Source organism: Solibacillus isronensis (genome assembly GCF_023715405.1).
In the GTDB taxonomy this organism is placed as follows: domain Bacteria; phylum Bacillota; class Bacilli; order Bacillales_A; family Planococcaceae; genus Solibacillus; species Solibacillus isronensis_B.
This window is the reverse complement of sequence record NZ_JAMBOC010000002.1, coordinates 149,368-167,057: the sequence shown is the minus strand read 5'-3', so window position 1 is coordinate 167,057 and position 17,690 is coordinate 149,368. Positions and strand designations below refer to the sequence as shown.

The 17,690-nt window shown below is 40.4% G+C and carries 23 protein-coding genes and 1 riboswitch; of the genes, 14 read left to right on the top strand and 9 right to left on the bottom strand.

Translation table 11 applies throughout. The features are described 5' to 3' along the window. Positions 1 to 3: 3 nt before the first annotated feature. The 3 genes from M3166_RS12580 to M3166_RS12570 all read left to right on the top strand — a co-directional run bounded on the left by M3166_RS12580 (position 4) and on the right by M3166_RS12570 (position 1,958). Positions 4 to 828 carry a cupin domain-containing protein gene (locus M3166_RS12580; protein ID WP_251690189.1) on the top strand — a complete coding sequence of 275 codons (825 nt, stop codon included), beginning with the start codon at positions 4 to 6 and terminating at the stop codon, positions 826 to 828. Between the two features lie 92 nt (positions 829 to 920). Next, positions 921 to 1,235, top strand: coding sequence for an excinuclease (locus M3166_RS12575; protein ID WP_251690188.1), 315 nt, complete (start codon positions 921 to 923; stop codon positions 1,233 to 1,235). Between the two features lie 102 nt (positions 1,236 to 1,337). Then, entirely contained in the window at positions 1,338 to 1,958 is a 621-nt protein-coding gene (locus tag M3166_RS12570) for an NAD(P)-dependent oxidoreductase (RefSeq protein ID WP_251690187.1), read from the top strand. Here M3166_RS12570 and M3166_RS12565 read toward each other — a convergent pair. Continuing rightward, positions 1,955 to 2,236 carry a CC/Se motif family (seleno)protein gene (locus tag M3166_RS12565; protein WP_251690186.1) on the bottom strand — a complete coding sequence of 94 codons (282 nt, stop codon included), beginning with the start codon at positions 2,234 to 2,236 and terminating at the stop codon, positions 1,955 to 1,957. The genes M3166_RS12570 and M3166_RS12565 overlap by 4 nt on opposite strands. A gap of 306 nt (positions 2,237 to 2,542) precedes the next feature. Further along, complete coding sequence (locus M3166_RS12560) at positions 2,543 to 2,923, bottom strand: PH domain-containing protein (protein WP_251690185.1); 381 nt, start codon at positions 2,921 to 2,923, stop codon at positions 2,543 to 2,545. Positions 2,924 to 3,095: 172 nt separating this feature from the next. Here M3166_RS12560 and M3166_RS12555 point away from each other — a divergent pair, with 172 nt between their 5' ends. Both M3166_RS12555 and M3166_RS12550 read left to right on the top strand, forming a co-directional pair. Further along, positions 3,096 to 3,500 (top strand): DUF2512 family protein, encoded by a 405-nt coding sequence (locus M3166_RS12555; RefSeq protein WP_251690184.1) that lies wholly within the window; start codon positions 3,096 to 3,098, stop codon positions 3,498 to 3,500. A gap of 98 nt (positions 3,501 to 3,598) precedes the next feature. Continuing rightward, the gene (locus M3166_RS12550) at positions 3,599 to 3,748 is read left to right on the top strand and encodes a hypothetical protein (protein ID WP_251690183.1); all 150 of its coding nucleotides are present in this window, start codon (positions 3,599 to 3,601) and stop codon (positions 3,746 to 3,748) included. A 188-nt stretch (positions 3,749 to 3,936) separates the two neighbouring features. Here the strand turns inward: M3166_RS12550 and M3166_RS12545 are convergent, their stop codons facing one another. Continuing rightward, positions 3,937 to 4,389, bottom strand: a complete 453-nt coding sequence (locus M3166_RS12545; RefSeq protein WP_251690182.1) for a HEAT repeat domain-containing protein — start codon at positions 4,387 to 4,389, stop codon at positions 3,937 to 3,939. A gap of 425 nt (positions 4,390 to 4,814) precedes the next feature. Between M3166_RS12545 and M3166_RS12540 the strand changes: the two genes are divergently transcribed. From M3166_RS12540 to M3166_RS12500, 9 genes are all read left to right on the top strand, one after another. After that, complete coding sequence (locus M3166_RS12540) at positions 4,815 to 5,552, top strand: SDR family NAD(P)-dependent oxidoreductase (RefSeq protein ID WP_251690181.1); 738 nt, start codon at positions 4,815 to 4,817, stop codon at positions 5,550 to 5,552. 159 nt (positions 5,553 to 5,711) lie between these two features. After that, positions 5,712 to 6,893, top strand: a complete 1,182-nt coding sequence (locus M3166_RS12535; protein WP_251690180.1) for a glycerate kinase family protein — start codon at positions 5,712 to 5,714, stop codon at positions 6,891 to 6,893. Between the two features lies 1 nt (position 6,894). After that, positions 6,895 to 8,337 (top strand): SLC13 family permease, encoded by a 1,443-nt coding sequence (locus M3166_RS12530; RefSeq protein WP_251690179.1) that lies wholly within the window; start codon positions 6,895 to 6,897, stop codon positions 8,335 to 8,337. A 188-nt stretch (positions 8,338 to 8,525) separates the two neighbouring features. Then, positions 8,526 to 9,326: a transporter substrate-binding domain-containing protein gene (locus tag M3166_RS12525; protein WP_251690178.1), complete on the top strand. Its 801-nt coding sequence runs from the start codon at positions 8,526 to 8,528 to the stop codon at positions 9,324 to 9,326. 62 nt (positions 9,327 to 9,388) lie between these two features. After that, positions 9,389 to 10,048, top strand: a complete 660-nt coding sequence (locus tag M3166_RS12520; protein ID WP_251690177.1) for an amino acid ABC transporter permease — start codon at positions 9,389 to 9,391, stop codon at positions 10,046 to 10,048. 36 nt (positions 10,049 to 10,084) lie between these two features. Beyond that, the gene (locus M3166_RS12515) at positions 10,085 to 10,825 is read left to right on the top strand and encodes an amino acid ABC transporter ATP-binding protein (protein WP_251690450.1); all 741 of its coding nucleotides are present in this window, start codon (positions 10,085 to 10,087) and stop codon (positions 10,823 to 10,825) included. A 15-nt stretch (positions 10,826 to 10,840) separates the two neighbouring features. After that, the gene (locus M3166_RS12510; RefSeq protein ID WP_251690176.1) at positions 10,841 to 11,311 is read left to right on the top strand and encodes an S-ribosylhomocysteine lyase; all 471 of its coding nucleotides are present in this window, start codon (positions 10,841 to 10,843) and stop codon (positions 11,309 to 11,311) included. Between the two features lie 121 nt (positions 11,312 to 11,432). Continuing rightward, positions 11,433 to 11,930 (top strand): SRPBCC family protein, encoded by a 498-nt coding sequence (locus M3166_RS12505; RefSeq protein ID WP_251690175.1) that lies wholly within the window; start codon positions 11,433 to 11,435, stop codon positions 11,928 to 11,930. Positions 11,931 to 12,215: 285 nt separating this feature from the next. Beyond that, positions 12,216 to 12,611 (top strand): VOC family protein, encoded by a 396-nt coding sequence (locus M3166_RS12500; RefSeq protein WP_251690174.1) that lies wholly within the window; start codon positions 12,216 to 12,218, stop codon positions 12,609 to 12,611. A gap of 99 nt (positions 12,612 to 12,710) precedes the next feature. Here the strand turns inward: M3166_RS12500 and thiW are convergent, their stop codons facing one another. The 6 genes from thiW to M3166_RS19580 form a co-directional block, all read right to left on the bottom strand. Further along, positions 12,711 to 13,217 (bottom strand): energy coupling factor transporter S component ThiW, encoded by a 507-nt coding sequence (gene thiW / locus M3166_RS12495; RefSeq protein ID WP_251690173.1) that lies wholly within the window; start codon positions 13,215 to 13,217, stop codon positions 12,711 to 12,713. An 87-nt stretch (positions 13,218 to 13,304) separates the two neighbouring features. Then, a riboswitch (TPP riboswitch) is annotated at positions 13,305 to 13,393 on the bottom strand. Between the two features lie 109 nt (positions 13,394 to 13,502). After that, positions 13,503 to 14,075 carry a cupin domain-containing protein gene (locus M3166_RS12490; protein WP_251690172.1) on the bottom strand — a complete coding sequence of 191 codons (573 nt, stop codon included), beginning with the start codon at positions 14,073 to 14,075 and terminating at the stop codon, positions 13,503 to 13,505. 78 nt (positions 14,076 to 14,153) lie between these two features. After that, complete coding sequence (locus M3166_RS12485) at positions 14,154 to 14,954, bottom strand: nucleotidyltransferase (RefSeq protein ID WP_251690171.1); 801 nt, start codon at positions 14,952 to 14,954, stop codon at positions 14,154 to 14,156. A gap of 301 nt (positions 14,955 to 15,255) precedes the next feature. Further along, a complete protein-coding gene (locus M3166_RS12480) occupies positions 15,256 to 16,011 on the bottom strand; it encodes a 3'-5' exonuclease (RefSeq protein ID WP_251690170.1) in 756 nt (251 codons plus the stop codon). 113 nt (positions 16,012 to 16,124) lie between these two features. Beyond that, complete coding sequence (locus tag M3166_RS19585; protein ID WP_435368078.1) at positions 16,125 to 16,661, bottom strand: alanine:cation symporter family protein; 537 nt, start codon at positions 16,659 to 16,661, stop codon at positions 16,125 to 16,127. Beyond that, the gene (locus M3166_RS19580; RefSeq protein WP_435368077.1) at positions 16,655 to 17,074 is read right to left on the bottom strand and encodes an alanine:cation symporter family protein; all 420 of its coding nucleotides are present in this window, start codon (positions 17,072 to 17,074) and stop codon (positions 16,655 to 16,657) included. Before M3166_RS19580 ends, M3166_RS19585 begins: the two co-directional genes overlap by 7 nt. Positions 17,075 to 17,690 lie beyond the last annotated feature (616 nt).

Sequence of the window (17,690 nt, the reverse complement as noted above, 5' to 3'; positions counted from 1 at the left end):
TAAATGTATTATCAATCTTATGGGTATCCATATCAAGCACCATATTATATGAATTCTTCGCCGTATAATTATGGTGGAACCCCGACTTACTGGACATACCCGTATGGGGCTATTTCTATAAATCAATTAAATCCCTCTCCTGTTTCCGGTGGGAATAATGGAATGATGTTAAAGGATTATGGAGCGACCCCATTTGTCATCAATATTAATGAGGCATCGAAGCAAAACAATACGTACCGTACGGCTTTATGGACTGGGAAGCATTTGCAGCTCACATTAATGAGTCTGGAGCCGGGAGAAGATATTGGACTGGAGATGCATCCGAATGTCGATCAATTTTTACGGATAGAGCAAGGGCAAGGGGTAACTCAAATGGGCAAAAATAAAAATCGATTAGACTTCAGAAGAAATGTCCAGGATGACTTTGCCATTTTCATCCCTGCCGGAACATGGCATAACTTAACAAATACCGGTAATGTCCCACTAAAACTATATTCTATCTACGCTCCGCCGAACCATCCATTCGGAACGGTTCACCCTACGAAAGCTGCAGCAATGGCTATGAAAGAAGGCGGAGGTCACAGCAATGAATTCCCTGTTATTTCTGGGAAGACGCCGGATGAATGGATACGGCATACTGAATTTTTAGTGAAAGAAGGATTAGAAGATTTTCAAAGAGGGATAAACACTACTCATATTCTTCAGGAATTTATTCTTATGGGCGTTCTAGTAGGAAAAGGATACTCTCCGGAAGAAGCATATGAGACAGTGGAAGAGTGGGAACGGTCCGGGAAGTCTAAACTTCTGCAGCAAAGTAAAAATATGTAGTGAAGCGTTAAGGAACCTGAACGATCTCTTTTGCCTTAACTAACATAACCAACTATAATGAAACGATAGATGGTTATTAAAGGAGATTTTTAATGAATACACGAATGAATCCACGATATAAAATTACACGTCATGATCAGGAAGGGAATCCTACGCTCAGCTTACAGGAATGCCTAAACTTCTTTGCGACAAAACCAGATTTCGAATACCGAGATTTCTATAGTGTCACACAAGACGGTGTCAATATGAAAATTAACGGCCACTTCTTCATGTGGCAATATGAAAGCCAGGAAATACCGTTCCGTTTTTACGAAAACGAGCTGTATGTTGCGGCGGCACACCGGGCAGTTATGGATAAAACGAAGGAAGTAGCGCGCGGCCTGGAAGCGAATTATATTGAAGGGTAATTAATTACACAGCACTAATTCCATTTAGACAGTTGGGACCGATATCCGGGGCCGACTGTTTATTTGTTTAAGCTCATTCATATATGAAAGAAGGTTTTACTCATGAATCTATTAATTTTAGGCGGAACAGGTCGAGTTGGAAGTCATTTAGTTATGAATGCACTTAAGGACGGCCATCATGTAACAGCTCTCGTTCGTACACCGGACAAAATTGAAAATCAGCATGAAAATTTAACAGTTATTCAAGGGAATGTGCTGAAGAAAGAAGATGTTGCGCGGGCGATATATGGGGTGGATGTAGTGTTAAGTGCACTGAATACAGATGGGGGAACGACTTTAACCGAAAGTATGCCGCTATTTATTGATGCGATGGAACAAGAAGGCATCAAACGAATCATCACGATCGGTACTGCCGGCATTCTGCAAAGCCGGGTCAGCCCGGAACTGCTGCGCTATCAGTCAAGCGAATCAAAGCGGAAGTTAACCCGTGCTGCCGAAGAACACCATAAAGTGTACGAGTTACTGCAGCAGTCCAACCTTGACTGGACAATTGTCTGTCCTACCTATTTGCCGGACGGGGAACTGATCGGGAACTACCGGACAGAACGCAATTTTCTACCGGTAGACGGCAGCCAAATTTCAGTTCCGGATACAGCGGATTTTACCTACAGCTTACTGCAAAGCAACGAATTTATAAAAGCGCGTGTGGGAATCGCTTACTAATTGCTCCCTAACTTTGCCGAAATCATTTTGAAAATACCGATGCCTGTAAGCTTCAGTGTGATTTTCTCATTATGTGAAAGATGCTTCTCAATGAAAATGGACAGGTTATCGATTTTGATTTCCTGATAGTTATGCACATCTTTCGGCTTTCCTAGATGAGTCATCAATTCCTGGACAGGGGGTGCACAGCAGGCGTTCACCGAAATGGTTTTTACAGAAACCGGCTTGCCTTTTGACTGCATCCATTTTTTCGTATTTGTATCGAGTTCGATTTGCATGAAGGGTTCCTCGCTTTCTTAGAGAAGTTCTAATATCACCGCTCAATGTTCTAATAAACTTAAAAGTGTTTTAATAAAACTGTGTTTTTCTAATATATATGTACGATCTTCTAATAAGTGTTCCCGATGTTTAAATATGTGCGGCGGAAGTTCTAATAAACTCCAGACATGTTCTAATATAACGGAAAATTTCCTGATATCCATATTGCTTCTACCATATCATAAATTACAAAATAGAAAAGAAACAAAAAAACGAACGATTCGGATTTCCCGGAAAGGAGCAATCACAATCGTTCGTTTTAATTGTTATGAAGACGAAATATTTTCTGCCAAAACGCGCTGGACAGCATAAATATTCGTCGCTTTATTAAACTTCTTTTGAAGAGGGATGCTATTTCCGGAAATCCAAATTTTCAACTCTGCATCCAAATCGAAAGTTCCGGCTGTTTCGATCGAAAAATTTGTAATGCTTTTGTACGGAATGGACATATATTCCGTTTTTTTCCCCGTCATTCCTTGTTTATCAACGAGGATCAAGCGTTTGTTTGTAAAGATGAATGTATCTCGTATTACTTTATAAGCATGCTTGACTTCTTCATTACTCGTAATGATTTCGGCCATCTCTTTTTGAACATCTTCTGCTTTCAATTCACTTGCATTGCCCATCAAACCATCAAAAATTCCCACTATGTTCACCTCATCTGTTTATTCCACTATTTTTTCCATTCTTTTAAAAGATATACTTACGAATGATGAATTTTATTCCGAAATATTAATTTAATAATTTTCTCTTAAAATGAGTAAAAATATATTAGATGGGTATTAAAGCTGTATAACAAATTTAAAGGAGGAATTCTATATGAATCATTTGAAAGCTTTAGTTATTAAATTTGTGATGATTGCGGCAGTTTTAGGTATTATTCTTGCAGGATTTTTTGATTTTGCGTTTAGCGACACATTAGTAATCAGCTTAGTGTTAACACTTTTAGCTTATGTTGTTGGGGATTTAGGAATTTTCCAAAATGCTGGTACCCACGCAGAGCAGGATAAAAGAAATATCATCGCAACATTATCTGATGTACTTCTAGCAGCGATTGTTATTTACTTTATGGCACAAAGCTATTCTGAAAACAACGACAATATTGTAGCAGCTGCCATTGTTTCGGCTGTAGTCATCGGTTTAGGGGAATGGTTCTTCCACAAATATATTGATAGACAAGTATTTGATAGTGCTGAAGCAACGGATGCTCAAAGAGATTATTAATAGTTTCATAATGGCGCTTTCCAATAAGGAGAGTGCTATTTTTTGTTTTTTACATAATGAACGATGCATCACACATCCTAATAAAGGAGGTGTAAAAAATGAAGAACAATCCGAAAAAGAATCAAAATGAAGAAATGAAAAACCGGCAAGTAGAAGAAACGCTTGGCTTTTCACCAAATGACAGCAAAGCGCTACTTGCCCATGCTGTGGAAGTACAAACAACAGATGTGATTCCAATGATGAGCTGAATGAATATGCCAAAGTGGACAGCACGACAACGACTTTGAATAATTTACATGAAGATAACACGTCCGCAATTTTAGATCGAAACGCACCGAGGTAAGTGCCAATGAGAACATCAATTCAATTGATGTTCTTCTATTTTTAGAGTATACGAAACAAAAAGAACACGGAAATTAATCCGTGTTCACTGTAATTATTTTCGAGTTGTCGTTGTTTCCCACATATCCTTCAGCCAAGTGTCAAACTGTGCACCTTTTTCGCCTTCATATGTGTTGTAAATATCGATACGCATTTTTTCTAATTTTACTTTGAAGTCCTCGTACGTGTGGTCCGCAGGCAAGCTCTTCTTAATACGTTTGAAAATTTTACGCAGGTCTTTGAACAATTCGCCTTTCGGTGTTTCCGACGGTTCAACTTGCTGACCCATCTTCTTTAATTGTTTCGCAGCAGCATCACGAACTTTTGTTACTAGATCGGCCTTCGCTACATATTGCAAAATTTTAATTGATTCATCGGCTTTAATTTTCGCTAATTCCTGTACCGCATCTAAACGTGCTTCCCAATCTGCTGTACGGTTTACAGCTTTCTTTAATTCACTGAAATTTTCAGGTAATTGTTGTGTTGTTTCTTGATTTTGTTGACTCATTATTTTGTCTCCTTTGTCATTGCCTTACTAGCAACGATCCGCTCCATCTATTATAGCATGAAAGCGAGGTAATTACTCGTTCTACTAGATGGGCGGAATCGATTGCAGTGAGGGTGATTTTCTAATAAAGCTCTCCATTGTTCTAATATCCCGAAAAATCTTCTAATAAAAGTGAGATGTTCAAATATAAATCCTATTTTTTCTAATAAGTGCTCCAACTATTCAAAAAAAGCATGCGAATGTTCTAAAATCCCATACAACTCTTCTAATATGTACCCGAACTTTTCTAATAAAAATCCGCCCCGTCACTCAATAAAGTGATAATCAAAGCTTGCACCGGCAAAAAAGCACAACCTCAAACACGAAATCTCAACCCATTTCAGTTACACTCTTACTAAGCAATTTATAAAGGAGGAATTCAACCAATGTTCCAAAACAAAACCGTGATCGTAACAGGGGCAGCGCAAGGAATCGGGCGCTCCGTAGCAACCCATTTTGCAAAAGCCGGTGCGAATGTTATCATCGCAGATATCGAACATGACTTAGGTGTCCAGCTGGCAGGGGAACTCCAAAAAGAAGGGTACTCCGCCATTTTTGCCGAGACCGATGTGCGCAGTGAAGAGAGTGTATGTCAACTGATGGGAATGGCAGCTGACCGTTTTGGCGAGATTCATATTTTGATCAATAATGCGGGAAAAGGGAAATGGATTTCACCGCTTGAATTATCGCTTGAAGACTGGGATGACATCATCAATACGAATTTACGGAGTGTCTTTTTATGTTCACGTGAGGCGGCAAAGCTGATGAAAAACGGTGGGGCAATCATCAATCTTGCTTCAACGCGTGCCGTCATGTCCGAACTGAATTCAGAAAGCTACGCGGCATCAAAAGGAGGAATCCTTGCCCTGACTCATGCATTGGCAAGTTCGTTCAGTGAGCTCAACATAACGGTAAACAGCATTTCGCCGGGATGGATTGAAACAGGAGACTACGATGCCCTCAGACCTTCCGACCATGCCCAGCATTTTTCAAACCGCGTCGGCAAACCGGATGATATTGCACGTGCCTGTCTGTATTTAGCGAACCCGCAAAATGATTTTATTACAGGGACGGATCTGACAATCGATGGCGGGATGACAAAGAAAATGATTTATGAAGAATAGTAGATTAAAAGAAGGGCGCTTTCCTTGCAACGAGGAACAGCGCCATTTCCAATTGTTAAACGCACTCCTCGTTCTATCATCGTAATCCAATAGAGTTCTCAGTATTTTCTAATTTTGGGATGGTAAAGTTACAATTAATAAATTTTGGAGGGATGCCTAATGAAAATTGTAATCGTACCATCAGGGTTTAAAGAATGTTTGGATGCAGAGGATGTCGCATTAGCGATGGAACGGGGGGTAAGACGTTTTGACCCGACCATTGATTTGGAAGTAATGCCAATGGTTGATGGCGGGGAAGGATTCGTGAAGACAATTGTTCGTTTAAAGGACGGAGAATTAGTTTATAAAAAAGTAACCGGACCGGTCGGCAAAAAGATTAAAAGCTATTTTGGTATTTATGAAGAGAACGGGAAACGGACTGCGGTCATTGAGATGGCGGCGGTGGCAGGTTTGAAACTCGTGCCGCGCCATCAAAGAAACCCGTTGAAAACGACTACTTATGGTGTAGGGGAATTGATTGTTGCGGCACTTAATATGGGCATTGAAAATATTCTGATTGGCTGCGGGGATTCGGGTACATCGGATGGGGGTGCAGGAATGGCGCAAGCATTGGGCGTTCAGTTTTTAGATGAAAACAGGCAAATTGTCCAAATGAATGGCGGAGAAGATTTAATGGCTGTCAATACCATTGATACGGAAAATGCTGATCCACGGTTAAAGAACGTTTCGATCAATGTTGCGTGTAACTGGGGAAATATTCTGTGCGGGGAAAAAGGGGTTGCGCATATATTTGGACCTCAAAAAGGAGCTACACCAAAACAGGTGGAACAACTAGCATCTACGCTTGATCATTATGCGGATTTGATTGAACAAGCAACTGAACTGGATGTTCGTTCATTACCGGGCAGCGGGGCATCCGGCGGGTTAGGTGCGGGACTGATTGCATTTGCGGGTGCCACGTTGCATCCACGGTTCAATATCATCATGAAATATATCAATATAGAAGAAAAAATTCTGACGGCGGATATCGTATTAACAGCGGAAGGCAGTCTTGATTTTCAGACACCGAACGGGAAAATCCCTGCTGAGGTTGCACGCATTGCGAAAAAGAATCACATCCCGGTCATCGCGATTACAGGAACAATCGGAAAAGGCGCAAATCTGAACTATCATGCCGGGATTGATGCCTACAGCAGCATCATTCAAAAACCGATATCTTTGGAAAAGGCGATTAAAAAAGCACCGAAATGGATCGAGGAAAGTACGGAATCAATTTTACGTAAAGTTTCAATTGGCATGGAAATAGCCAATAAAGAAAATAGAAAAGAAAGAGCCATTTAACATGTCTAGCAAAGTAGAAAGAAATAAACAAAAGCAAAATCGCCTGAAATCAAAGATACAATCGATGCCGAATAAGACAGCGATCATTATATCCATACACATTCTAATCCTGATTGCCGTTATTTTCATTCAAGATTTGGATTACAGTGCAAAAGTATCCCTTTTTGCATTTTTATCAGCGATGACGTTATGGGTGACAACGAAATTTTCAGCAGGCTGGGTGGCAATGACCCTTATTGCATTTATAATTTTAATGAATGCGGCAGAGCCTGATTTATTGTACAACTCATTATCCGAGAAAGTCGTGTGGCTTATGATCGGCGCGTTTATTATCGGGGAAGCCGTTAAAAAATCAGGGCTGGCCGAGCGACTGACGCTGTTCATCTTAAGTAAATCGAATAAAAAAGAAAATGTCGTGCTTGGACTAAGTTCGGTATTGTTTGCATCGGCCTTCTTTATCCCTTCAACATCAGGGCGAGCAGCATTGTCGATGCCGATTATTAAGCAAATCAGCGAGAAATTTTCTTCTAAAGAACAAAGTATTTTGGCGATTATTGCACCGGTAATCATTTTAATGAGTACATCGGCGACTTTAATCGGAGCAGGTTCCCATTTAATCGGCATCGGCTTTCTGGAAAGTACGGCCGGTGAATCGATTTCCTACATCCAGTGGTTAATATGGGGTGTTCCGTTTGCACTTGTTGTAACCTTGCTTTCATTAATCGTCATCAAATGGACATTGTGGCCACGGGGTAGTGTAGAGAAATTGGAAAGTAATGAAACGATTCCTGTAACAAAACCTTTTGGAAAAGATGAAAAAAAGACAATGGTTCTCATATTATTTTTAATCATCGGCTGGATGACGGAAAGCCTCCACGGGTTGGATATTGAACTGATTACAGTAATCGGTGCCATTCTTTTCATGATGCCAAACTTCGGAATTATCAGCTGGAAACAAGGAATGAATGCCGTTTCATGGAATCTTGTGATGTTTGTTGCTGCAGCGACCGCGCTCGGCAAAGTATTGGTCGATACGGGCATTGTGGAATGGATAGAAAGTGAAATGATCAGCGTGTTGCATCTGTTTGTCGGTGCACCGGACTGGCTGATCGTATTAATGATCCTAACGATTACCGTAACAAGTCATCTGTATATTACTTCCCATACGACACGTGCCATAGTCTTCATTCCAGGACTGATCTTGTTCAGTGAGTTAATCGCCGTAAACCCCTCAACTGTCGTGTTTTTAAGTTTAATCGGGATGAACTATTGTGTAACGGTGCCGGTCAGCTCAAAAGCATTGCTGCTGTTTTATGAGGAGGGGGATATTTCCTATGATGCGCGGAATCTCGTAAAGCTTAGCGCCATTTTAATGCCCCTATATATATACATCATCATGCTTTTCTACTTTACTTTTTGGCAATGGACAGGCATGCATTTATAAAGTTAGTGTCAATTTTCTATTTGAGGGAATTGGCACTTTTTATCTGCATTTTGCACGATTCCTAGCCCTTATTAACTAAAAGTTTTAAATTTAATAATTGTTCAGAAAATAAAGATTGTTTTTATTATTACCCTGTTATAATATAAAGTTTATTAAATAACTAGGAATTAAAAGCGGAGGCATTTAGCATGAAAAAATTATTATCAATCGTTACATTATCAGCGCTCGTTTTAGCAGCATGTGGTGGCGACAAGTCAGATGAAAACGCAAGCGAGGCAAAAAATAAACTGGAGGAAATCCAGGCAGACGGAAAAATTCAAATCGGTCTTGAAGGAACATTCCCTCCATTCAGCTTCCATGATGAATCAGGAGCATTAACAGGCTTTGAATATGAAATTGCTGATCAGATTGCAAAAGATCTAGGTGTTGAAGCTGAGTATGTTGAAACAAAATGGGATTCATTAATTGCGGGTTTAGATACAGATAAATACGATTTCGTAATTAACAACGTATCGATTACAGATGAGCGTAAAGAAAAGTATGATTTCTCAACGCCATATATGAAATCAGAAGCGGTTGTTGCTGTACATACAGATAACACAGAAATTAAAGAGCCGGCTGACATGGACGGCAAAAAATCTTCACAAACAATTACAAGTAACTTTGCCCGCGATGCAGAAGCGCTTGGTGCAGAAGTTGTCGCAACAAATGATCTGATGAGTTCAATCGAGCTTGTTGTACAAGGCCGCGCTGATGGAACAATCCATGACCGCGTGACATTCCTGACATACTTGCAGGAACAGCCGGATACGAAGTTGAAAGTGCTGGACGGTGCGATCAATTCAACAGATATCGCATTAATTTTAAATAAAGAAAACGATGAGTTCCGTGAGAAGTTAAATGAAATTATTAAAGAACGTACAGAAGACGGTACATTCGAAGCAATTTCGGAAAAATATTTTGGTGAAAATGTTATTTCAAACAACTAATGGAAAGGTCGTTTCGACGGCCTTTTTTACGTGGATTTAACTATAGAAAGGAGTGTTAGTGGATGAGTAGAGAAATGGATATTTTACTTAACTCGATCTGGCCGATTTTAAAAGCAGGACTTCTTGTTACCATTCCGCTATCGCTCATTGCCTTTGCCATAGCATTAGTCATCGCAGTCGTGACGGCACTGGCTAGAATCTCAAACTATAAAGTATTACGCTGGATTTTCGGTACTTACGTCTGGGTATTCCGTGGAACACCATTATTGGTGACATTGTTTATCGTATTCTTCGGTCTTCCGAAATTGGGGATTACCCTTGATGCCTGGACAGCGGCGATTATTACATTCTCACTGAATACAGGCGCCTATGCATCTGAATCGATTCGAGCTTCGATTTTGGCCATCCCAAAAGGACAATGGGAAGCTGCAGAATCTCTCGGTATGACGTATTGGCAAATGATGCGACGAGTTATCGCACCGCAAACCGTCCGAATTTCATTACCATCAGTGGCCAATGATTTTATCGATTTAGTGAAAGGCACATCGTTAGTTGCGAGTATTACTCTAGCGGATCTATTCATGGTCGGACAGCAAATTACCGCACGTACATATGAGCCGCTTATGATTTATTCACTTTGTGCGGTCATCTATTTAATCTTCATTAGTATACTGATGATCATTCAAAGCCGCCTGGAAAAATACGCATCGAAGTATGTGTAGAAGTGTCAGGTGAAGCGCTAGAAGGGAGGGCTTATTATCGTACAATTTCAGCAAATGTCGAAGTTCTTTGGCGAAAACGAGGCATTGAAAAATATTAATTTAACATTTCATGAAGGCGAAACAACGGTTATTTTAGGTCCATCCGGTTCAGGGAAATCAACGCTGTTACGCTGTATCAATTTATTGGAGCGACCTGAAAAAGGGATTCTGACAGTCGGCAACCAAAAAGTTGAACTGAACAAGCCAATCTCTCAGAAGAACCTGCTTTCAATACGCCAAAATACAGCGATGGTATTCCAAAGCTTCAATCTGTTCCCGCATATGAAAGTGCTTGAAAATGTGATGGAAGGGCCGGTTACCGTCTTAAGGAAAGACAAAGGGGCTGCTAAACAAAAGGCACAGCAATTATTGGAGAAGGTTGGCCTGAGTCATAAAACAGACCAGTATCCATCGCAATTATCCGGAGGGCAACAGCAGCGTGTCGCCATCGCAAGAGCATTGGCAATGGAGCCGCAGTTTTTACTGTTCGATGAGCCGACAAGTGCACTGGATCCCGAGCTGGAAGGAGAAGTGCTGAAGGTGCTGAAAAATTTGGCGGAGGAAGGCAAGTCGATGATTATCGTGACGCACAACTTGAATTTTGCGCGCGAAGTGGCAGATCGGATTTTATTTCTCGAAAACGGTGAAATCGGCTATGACGGCGTAACCGAAAACTTCTTTACGGCAAACAACAACGAACGGATTCAACAATTTATAAAATCGATGCAATTTATTTAACTAGGGGGATTCAACATGACAACAGAAAAAACAAATGTAGAGAGCTTTGATTTAGACCATACGAAAGTAGTGGCACCTTATGTGCGACTTGCCGGTACGAAAACAGGAGCGAAAGGCGATGTCGTAACAAAATACGATATCCGTTTCAAACAGCCGAACAAGGCACATATGGAAATGCCGTCACTACACTCTTTAGAGCATTTAATGGCTGACCGTATCCGCAATCATAGCGAAGATGTCGTTGATTTATCGCCAATGGGCTGCCAAACAGGCTTCTACTTGGCATTACTGAACTACAATGACTATGACGGCGTATTAACGATTATTGAAAATACGCTGCAAGATGTGCTAAAGGCAGAGGCTGTTCCAGCATGTAATGAAGTGCAATGCGGCTGGGCGGCAAGCCATAGTTTAGAAGGCGCAAAAGCATTAGCTGAGGAATTTTTAGCAGGCCGCGCCGAGTGGCATATCGTTTTCGGAGAATAATTGATGAAGCAAGTCTTCTGTGAGAATAATCTCGCAGGAGACTTTTTTATTGGAGCAATTGTTTTAAAAGTTCCTGTGAATAGGTTATTAATAAACTAAAGTAACTAAAAGGAGAATTTGAATGAACAATACCTCAACGACTACATTAACAATGAAAAGAGAATTTAATGTAAAGCCTGAAAAAGTGTTTGACGCATGGTTGAATCCTGTAATGATGAAAAAGTGGTTCTTTACATTGGAAGGGACGAACAAGGTTGCACAAAATGACCCAAAAGTAGGGGGCAGTTGGGAAATTGTAGACCACCGGCAAGGTGTAGACTACCGGGCGATCGGGAAGTATGTTGAAATCAATTCGCCTGAAAAAATCGTGTTCACTTTTAAAATGCCGCAATTCAGCGAACTGGAAGATACAATCACAGTGGAGCTGAAAGAGTTGGGACAAGGCAGTGAAATGACGTTCACCCAACTGATGCATGTTGAAAATGAAGAGCAATGGACAGATGCAGACATCGTAAAAGCTCTAGATGAAATGCGAGATGGCACAGAACATGGCTGGAATTTAATGTTCATGGGTCTGAAGGAATTAGTTGAGACCGGAAAAGTGAGCTATCAAGGTTAGGACGTATAATGAAACACAAGGTGGGGGTTATGACCATCCGGTGATTGAATATTCGGGGAAGATTTTCTAATAAAAGGTTGAATTGTTCTACTATATCTTTATACGGTTCCAGAAGAAGTAGCCGCATCTTCGGAACAACAGCTCATCGCGAAATTTAAATATTAAATCAAAGGCACCGTCTAGTTAGGAGATGCCTCTAACTTATAGGGAGAAAAGTTCGCGAAAAATGGTAAAATAGGCTAAATTGAAGTGGTGTAAATTTGAATTCAGAAGGGGAAGGGTACAATGAAAAGCGCAAAACCATTTTTAATGTTTCAAGGCGGCGTTGCAGAAGAAGCAATGAACTTCTACACATCCGTTATCGAGGACGCAGAAATTACGAGTATTGTCCGCTATGGAGCAAATGAAGGCGGAGATGAAGGGAAAGTTATGCAAGCAACTTTTTCGATAAAAGGTCAGGAATTTATGTGCATTGACAGCAATTTAAAACATGAGTTTGACTTCACACCGTCATTTTCTATTTTTATTACATGTGATACAGAAGAAGAAATCAATCATCTTTATGAAAAACTGCTTGAAGGCGGCCATCCACTAATGCCAATCGGTGATTACGGTTTCAGTAAGAAATTCGGCTGGTTAAATGACCGTTACGGCGTGTCATGGCAAATCAATTTAGCTTAATAAATGTACCGGGTGTCATGAGTCGATACCCGGCGCTTCATTTTCTAATATATTTTAAAGTCTTCTAATAATAAATCCCTTGCGTTCAACGCCAGCTACTCAACCGGCATTCTGATAAAGCATCCCGCCAAACGCCCTGTTTCTCACCATAATCTTCAGCAAGCCATAGCCTAAAAGCGCACCCGCAAACGAACTCATCATAAATGCCGGGACAAAACCGAACAGTGCCGCTTCCTGACCTAAAAATAAAATCGCAATCGGATAAGTAGCCATCGCACCGAGCAACCCTGTCCCAATCACTTCACCTACAGCTGCAAACGCCAACTTCTTCGTTTTCGCAAACAAAAATGCAGCGAGAAGTGCGCCAATCATACTCCCCGGATAGGCAAAGATACTGCCTGTCCCCATCAAATTTCTTAACGTCGATGTAAGAAACGCCTGTAATACCGCATACCATGGACCGAGCAGTACCGCCGATACGACATTGGCAAAGTGCTGAATCGGAAAAATTTTTGCAAAACCTAATGGGATATACACCAAACTGCTGAGAATCGTCGTAATCGCTGCGATAATCGCGGAATATGTAAGTTTTCTCGTTTTATTCATTTCTACCATCCTTTATAATAATTTTTGCAACAAAAAAACCACTTTCAATTAAGAAAGTGGTATCGTAGCCTATACAAAAATAAAAATAGGGGATCGACACTACTTTCCTACGCTAGTATTACCTAGATCAGGTGCAAAGGGTACTTCTCAGCCAAAAGGCGCCCCTAGTAGTTTTATGAGCAGATCATCTGCTTCCAATATTAGGTTAATTTCACAATTATCATAACACGGCCGTTTCATTATGCAAATGCATTTTCTAAATTTGATTCCTTTGACCGAGAAAAACTACTGCTCATACCCGCCGCCATAATTACCGGGTTGGGCATGTTGCCAAGGGTTTGGCGGACCGATGAAAGTATTCGGTCTGACAGGAGCAATTGCCTGCTGCCATAAATTTTCGTTCATGCCATACGTATGGGCCATAATATTTGCTGGTGTCAGCTTAAGGAGGTCGGAACCTAAAATGACTTCCGGTGTCGGAGCATTAAAAATGGCAAGCAGATGCGTGTTGTTTTGCGTAGCGACTTCGTAATGCCACCACCCTTGAGGAACGTTCGCTACTTGACCGGGGGTAATCGGAAAATGCATCAGCTGTTTCGTAAACGGATTCAAAATCGAAACAATCGCACTCCCCGCAATACAGTAAACAAGTTCCGCCGCATTTTGGTGGTAGTGCGGTTCAATCACATTATTGGCACTCAAATAAATATCAAGCAGCGATATATTATCCAGTGTATTTAACTGGTTGACGCCCATTACATTAATAAAATTTTGCTGGTCTTTAACGAACAACGGGTTTTTATTAAGGTCGAATGTAAACTGGGGTTGCACTGATGTATAATCTTGATTCGGATTCAATAGTTCACCTCTTTTTTATTGTAGTTAAAATATGCAATAATTTACCAGTGTGTGCCTATGTCGTTAGTAGCCATCCATTTAAAAATACACATACAACGCATTGATTAATGTGAAAATTAAAATAAACAGGGTAGCACCACATACAATAATTTCTGTAAAGTGGACGAACATGACTCTTTCATAACTTAACTCAGCTTTACGAAAACCAAAGAAATTCCCATGACTGATAATATAAATAAACGTACTCACGACCATTAAGGAAGACATTAAAAATGAAATTGTTGGCAAAGAAGTAACGTAGCGCGAGTTGCCCCCTGTTTCCATATAGAGCGGAATATCCAACCTCTTGCTTAACACAAAACTGACAATGACCAGGATGTAGATAATAAGCGAAATATTAAAGGGATGTTTGCGGTAATCGATCAGATCAAGCATCATTTTTGTCTTCCCTTTATACTCCCAGTCCTTATTGTCTTCTACTCTGTCACCTTTCAGCATGTAAATAATACCGGCTATTACAAGCCCCGAAAATAAATACCATTCCAGCATCGTAAAAAACAGCGTCCAGCTATAAAACGGTGCGATCACAAGCGGTAGAATAACAAGTCCACTCAACCATTTATTAACTGGCTGATTAGCAGTAAGCCATTCGTTTAGAGCATGCCGTTTATCTTTTGTATGTCCTTCTTCCGGTTCCCGGTAACTGAAGAATTGATTCATTACAAAATTGCATCCTACCAGTACCAACCCGATTCCGAAAGAAAGATAAGAAGCTCTCGGATAAATTGTGATGCTATCATAATTAAGAATAATCCAGTTCCCGCTTAAGGCAGTGATCAATATCCCGGTAAGCATTATATACGAAGATAAGTTTCTCATCCGTACACCTCCAATTGTTCTATTCTACGTCGATAAGCTGGAAATAGTTTCAAAACGAAAAAGGAGGCATGCAAACGCTTCTAATAACGACCTGCATCGTTCTAATAAACAAAAAAATGTTCCAATAAAAGTGCGATGCCAATAAATCAGTGGGTTGTTCTAATAAACAGCCGACATCTTCAATTAAAGGACACCGATATTCTTATACCCCGCCGACATTTTCTAATAACCGCCCTAACTATTCTAATAAAATCACAAAACAAAAAAGCGATCGCACAAATAGAACCGATAGAACCGTCTCCTACTGTGCAGTCGCTTTTTTCAAAATAAGCTGCAGTATTTCATTGGCACAAATCGCATCCGCATCGGCTGTATGATGGTTAAGAAGCGGGATGTTATACGTTTCGGCAATAACATTTAAATTATTTCTCGGACTGTCCAAATATTTGCGCGCAAGCATTACCGTACAGGCTGCCGGATTCGTTGGACGAATGCCATTTCGGAAAAACTCGAGTGCGAGGAAGCTGTACCAGTCAAACCCGATATGGTGACTGACAATCGGCAAATCACCTAAAAAATCTTTAAAGGCGTGAATGACAGGGGAGATCGTTTGCTCACCTTTCACCCGTTCATTAGTAATCCCGTGAATATGCGAATTTTTAATCAGTTTTTCCGGATTCACAAAGCGGTGAAAAAGGTCCACCGTTTCTCCGTCACGTATTTTTAGCGCAGCTATTTCCACGATTTTATCACCTCTAGCAGCAGAGCCACCCGTCGTTTCAATATCGACGACGATATATTCGGGTGCATGCTCCAACAGTTCCACCATTTCCGCAACCTTCAAGCGCGGGCTATACGTTGTAATAAACTTTCTTAAATACTGCGCGGCAAGCTTCGTATTGTAATAATGGCCATAGCGCGTCCGGGCAATATAGCCGTGCTGTTCCAGTTCATCAATTGCCTCTGTCGGATAGCTTGCGGCCAATGCTTCACGTTTGGCAAAGCCCACAATCGAGCACGTAATCAGGATGCGGATATGCAGCCGTTCGATGTTCATAAACTTCACCTCTTAATTGGAACGTTTGTTCTATAATTGAACCATATATGAAGTAAATAATAAATAAAAAAGCTGACCACAACCGAAACAACGAGCAATGGTCAGCCTATCACTTATTTAGAAAACGGATTCGGCACTGGTTGCAGACGCTCTTGGACTTTCTTCGCAACGACCGTTTTTCCTTTTGAAGGAACGGTATTTGGTATTGAAGATCTTGCTTCGAGGTCTTCCCAGAAATCCGCGTTTTTAATCCCTAACACTAACGGATTGAACGTTGGGTTAAGCCCCAAACGTTTTTGCGTATCGTAATCTTTCAGTGCGGTTAAAGCGGTTTTCGAAAGCAGCACGATCGTAATGACGTTCACCCAGCCGAGCAAACCTACTCCTAAATCAGTAATCGCCCAAATAAGGGTAGCCGAATTCACTGCGCCGAAAATAACCATGCCTAAAAGTCCGAGGCGGGCAGCATGCGTAATGATTTTGCCTGCTTTGCCGATATTCAGCATTTCTTTAATGAAGGCAATGTTCGTATCCATTTTGTAGAAGTACGTAATTAACGTAGTAAAACAGAACAGGAATAATGAAATTGTCATAAAGTACTGACCGAATGTCGGAGAGATCAGTGTACTCATTGCCGACTGTGTTACCATTTTAAATTCAAGCCTTTGTAAATATAAAACGGTGTTCCGCCGCGGTATTCACCTTCGATTTTACTTTTGAAAATTTGAGAAAGGGTAATTTCAATAAATGAAGTGGCTGCACCTAAAAATCCCATAACCCACATCCAGAAAACTGCACCAGGACCACCAAGGCTGATGGCTGCTGCAACACCGACAATATTACCTGTACCGATACGACTGCCCAATGACATCGCCAATGCCTTGAAAGAGGAAATTCCTGCATTATCATTATTTTTCTCAAACAGCAATGTGATCATATCTTTAAAGCGTCTTACTTGAACAAATCGAGTTCTCAACGTAAAAATGAGACCGACCGCCAAAAATAAAAATACTAACGCATTACTCCAAACATACTTATTCAAAAAATTCACGATTTCCAACATTCATGTACCACGTCCTTTTTATTTCATTTTCTAAGTAAAACTGCACAGCAAATTTTTTATGTAGAGCTTTTTTCTGTTAACAGAAAAAAAGTATTATTACTGTAATTAACACAAACAAGCGCTTGTTAAACAAAATTTTTTCGGGCTTGTAGTAATTTTTATGGAATTCAAAGCTTGGGAATGTTTTAGTAGCAGGTATTTAACGGTGTTCTACATTAACAGAAAATAATTTAATATTCACAGGGAAAACGAATAAATTCCATAATCTTTTGTGCAGTAATTCCATATTCCTATCGCTCTCTTATCCCAGAAAGTACTTCTGGCAAAATATTTACACAATGATAGCTTCTCTACAGGTCAGTAATGAATTGATAAGACTACATAATAGAGGAGAGGAAGTTCATGTTTATTCCTTTATTTGGATTTAATTAACGCAGTTTTCCTTATAAATCGTTCAAAAATGCCGAATATTACTTCTTTAAATCAGCACTAAACTAAAACTTAGGTCTTTCTATTGGAATGTTTGAATGTCTCTTGACGTTGTAAAATGTTAGGCCTATCATTGCTAATAGAATCAATTGATAATGATTATCATTATTGATTGTTGATTCTAATA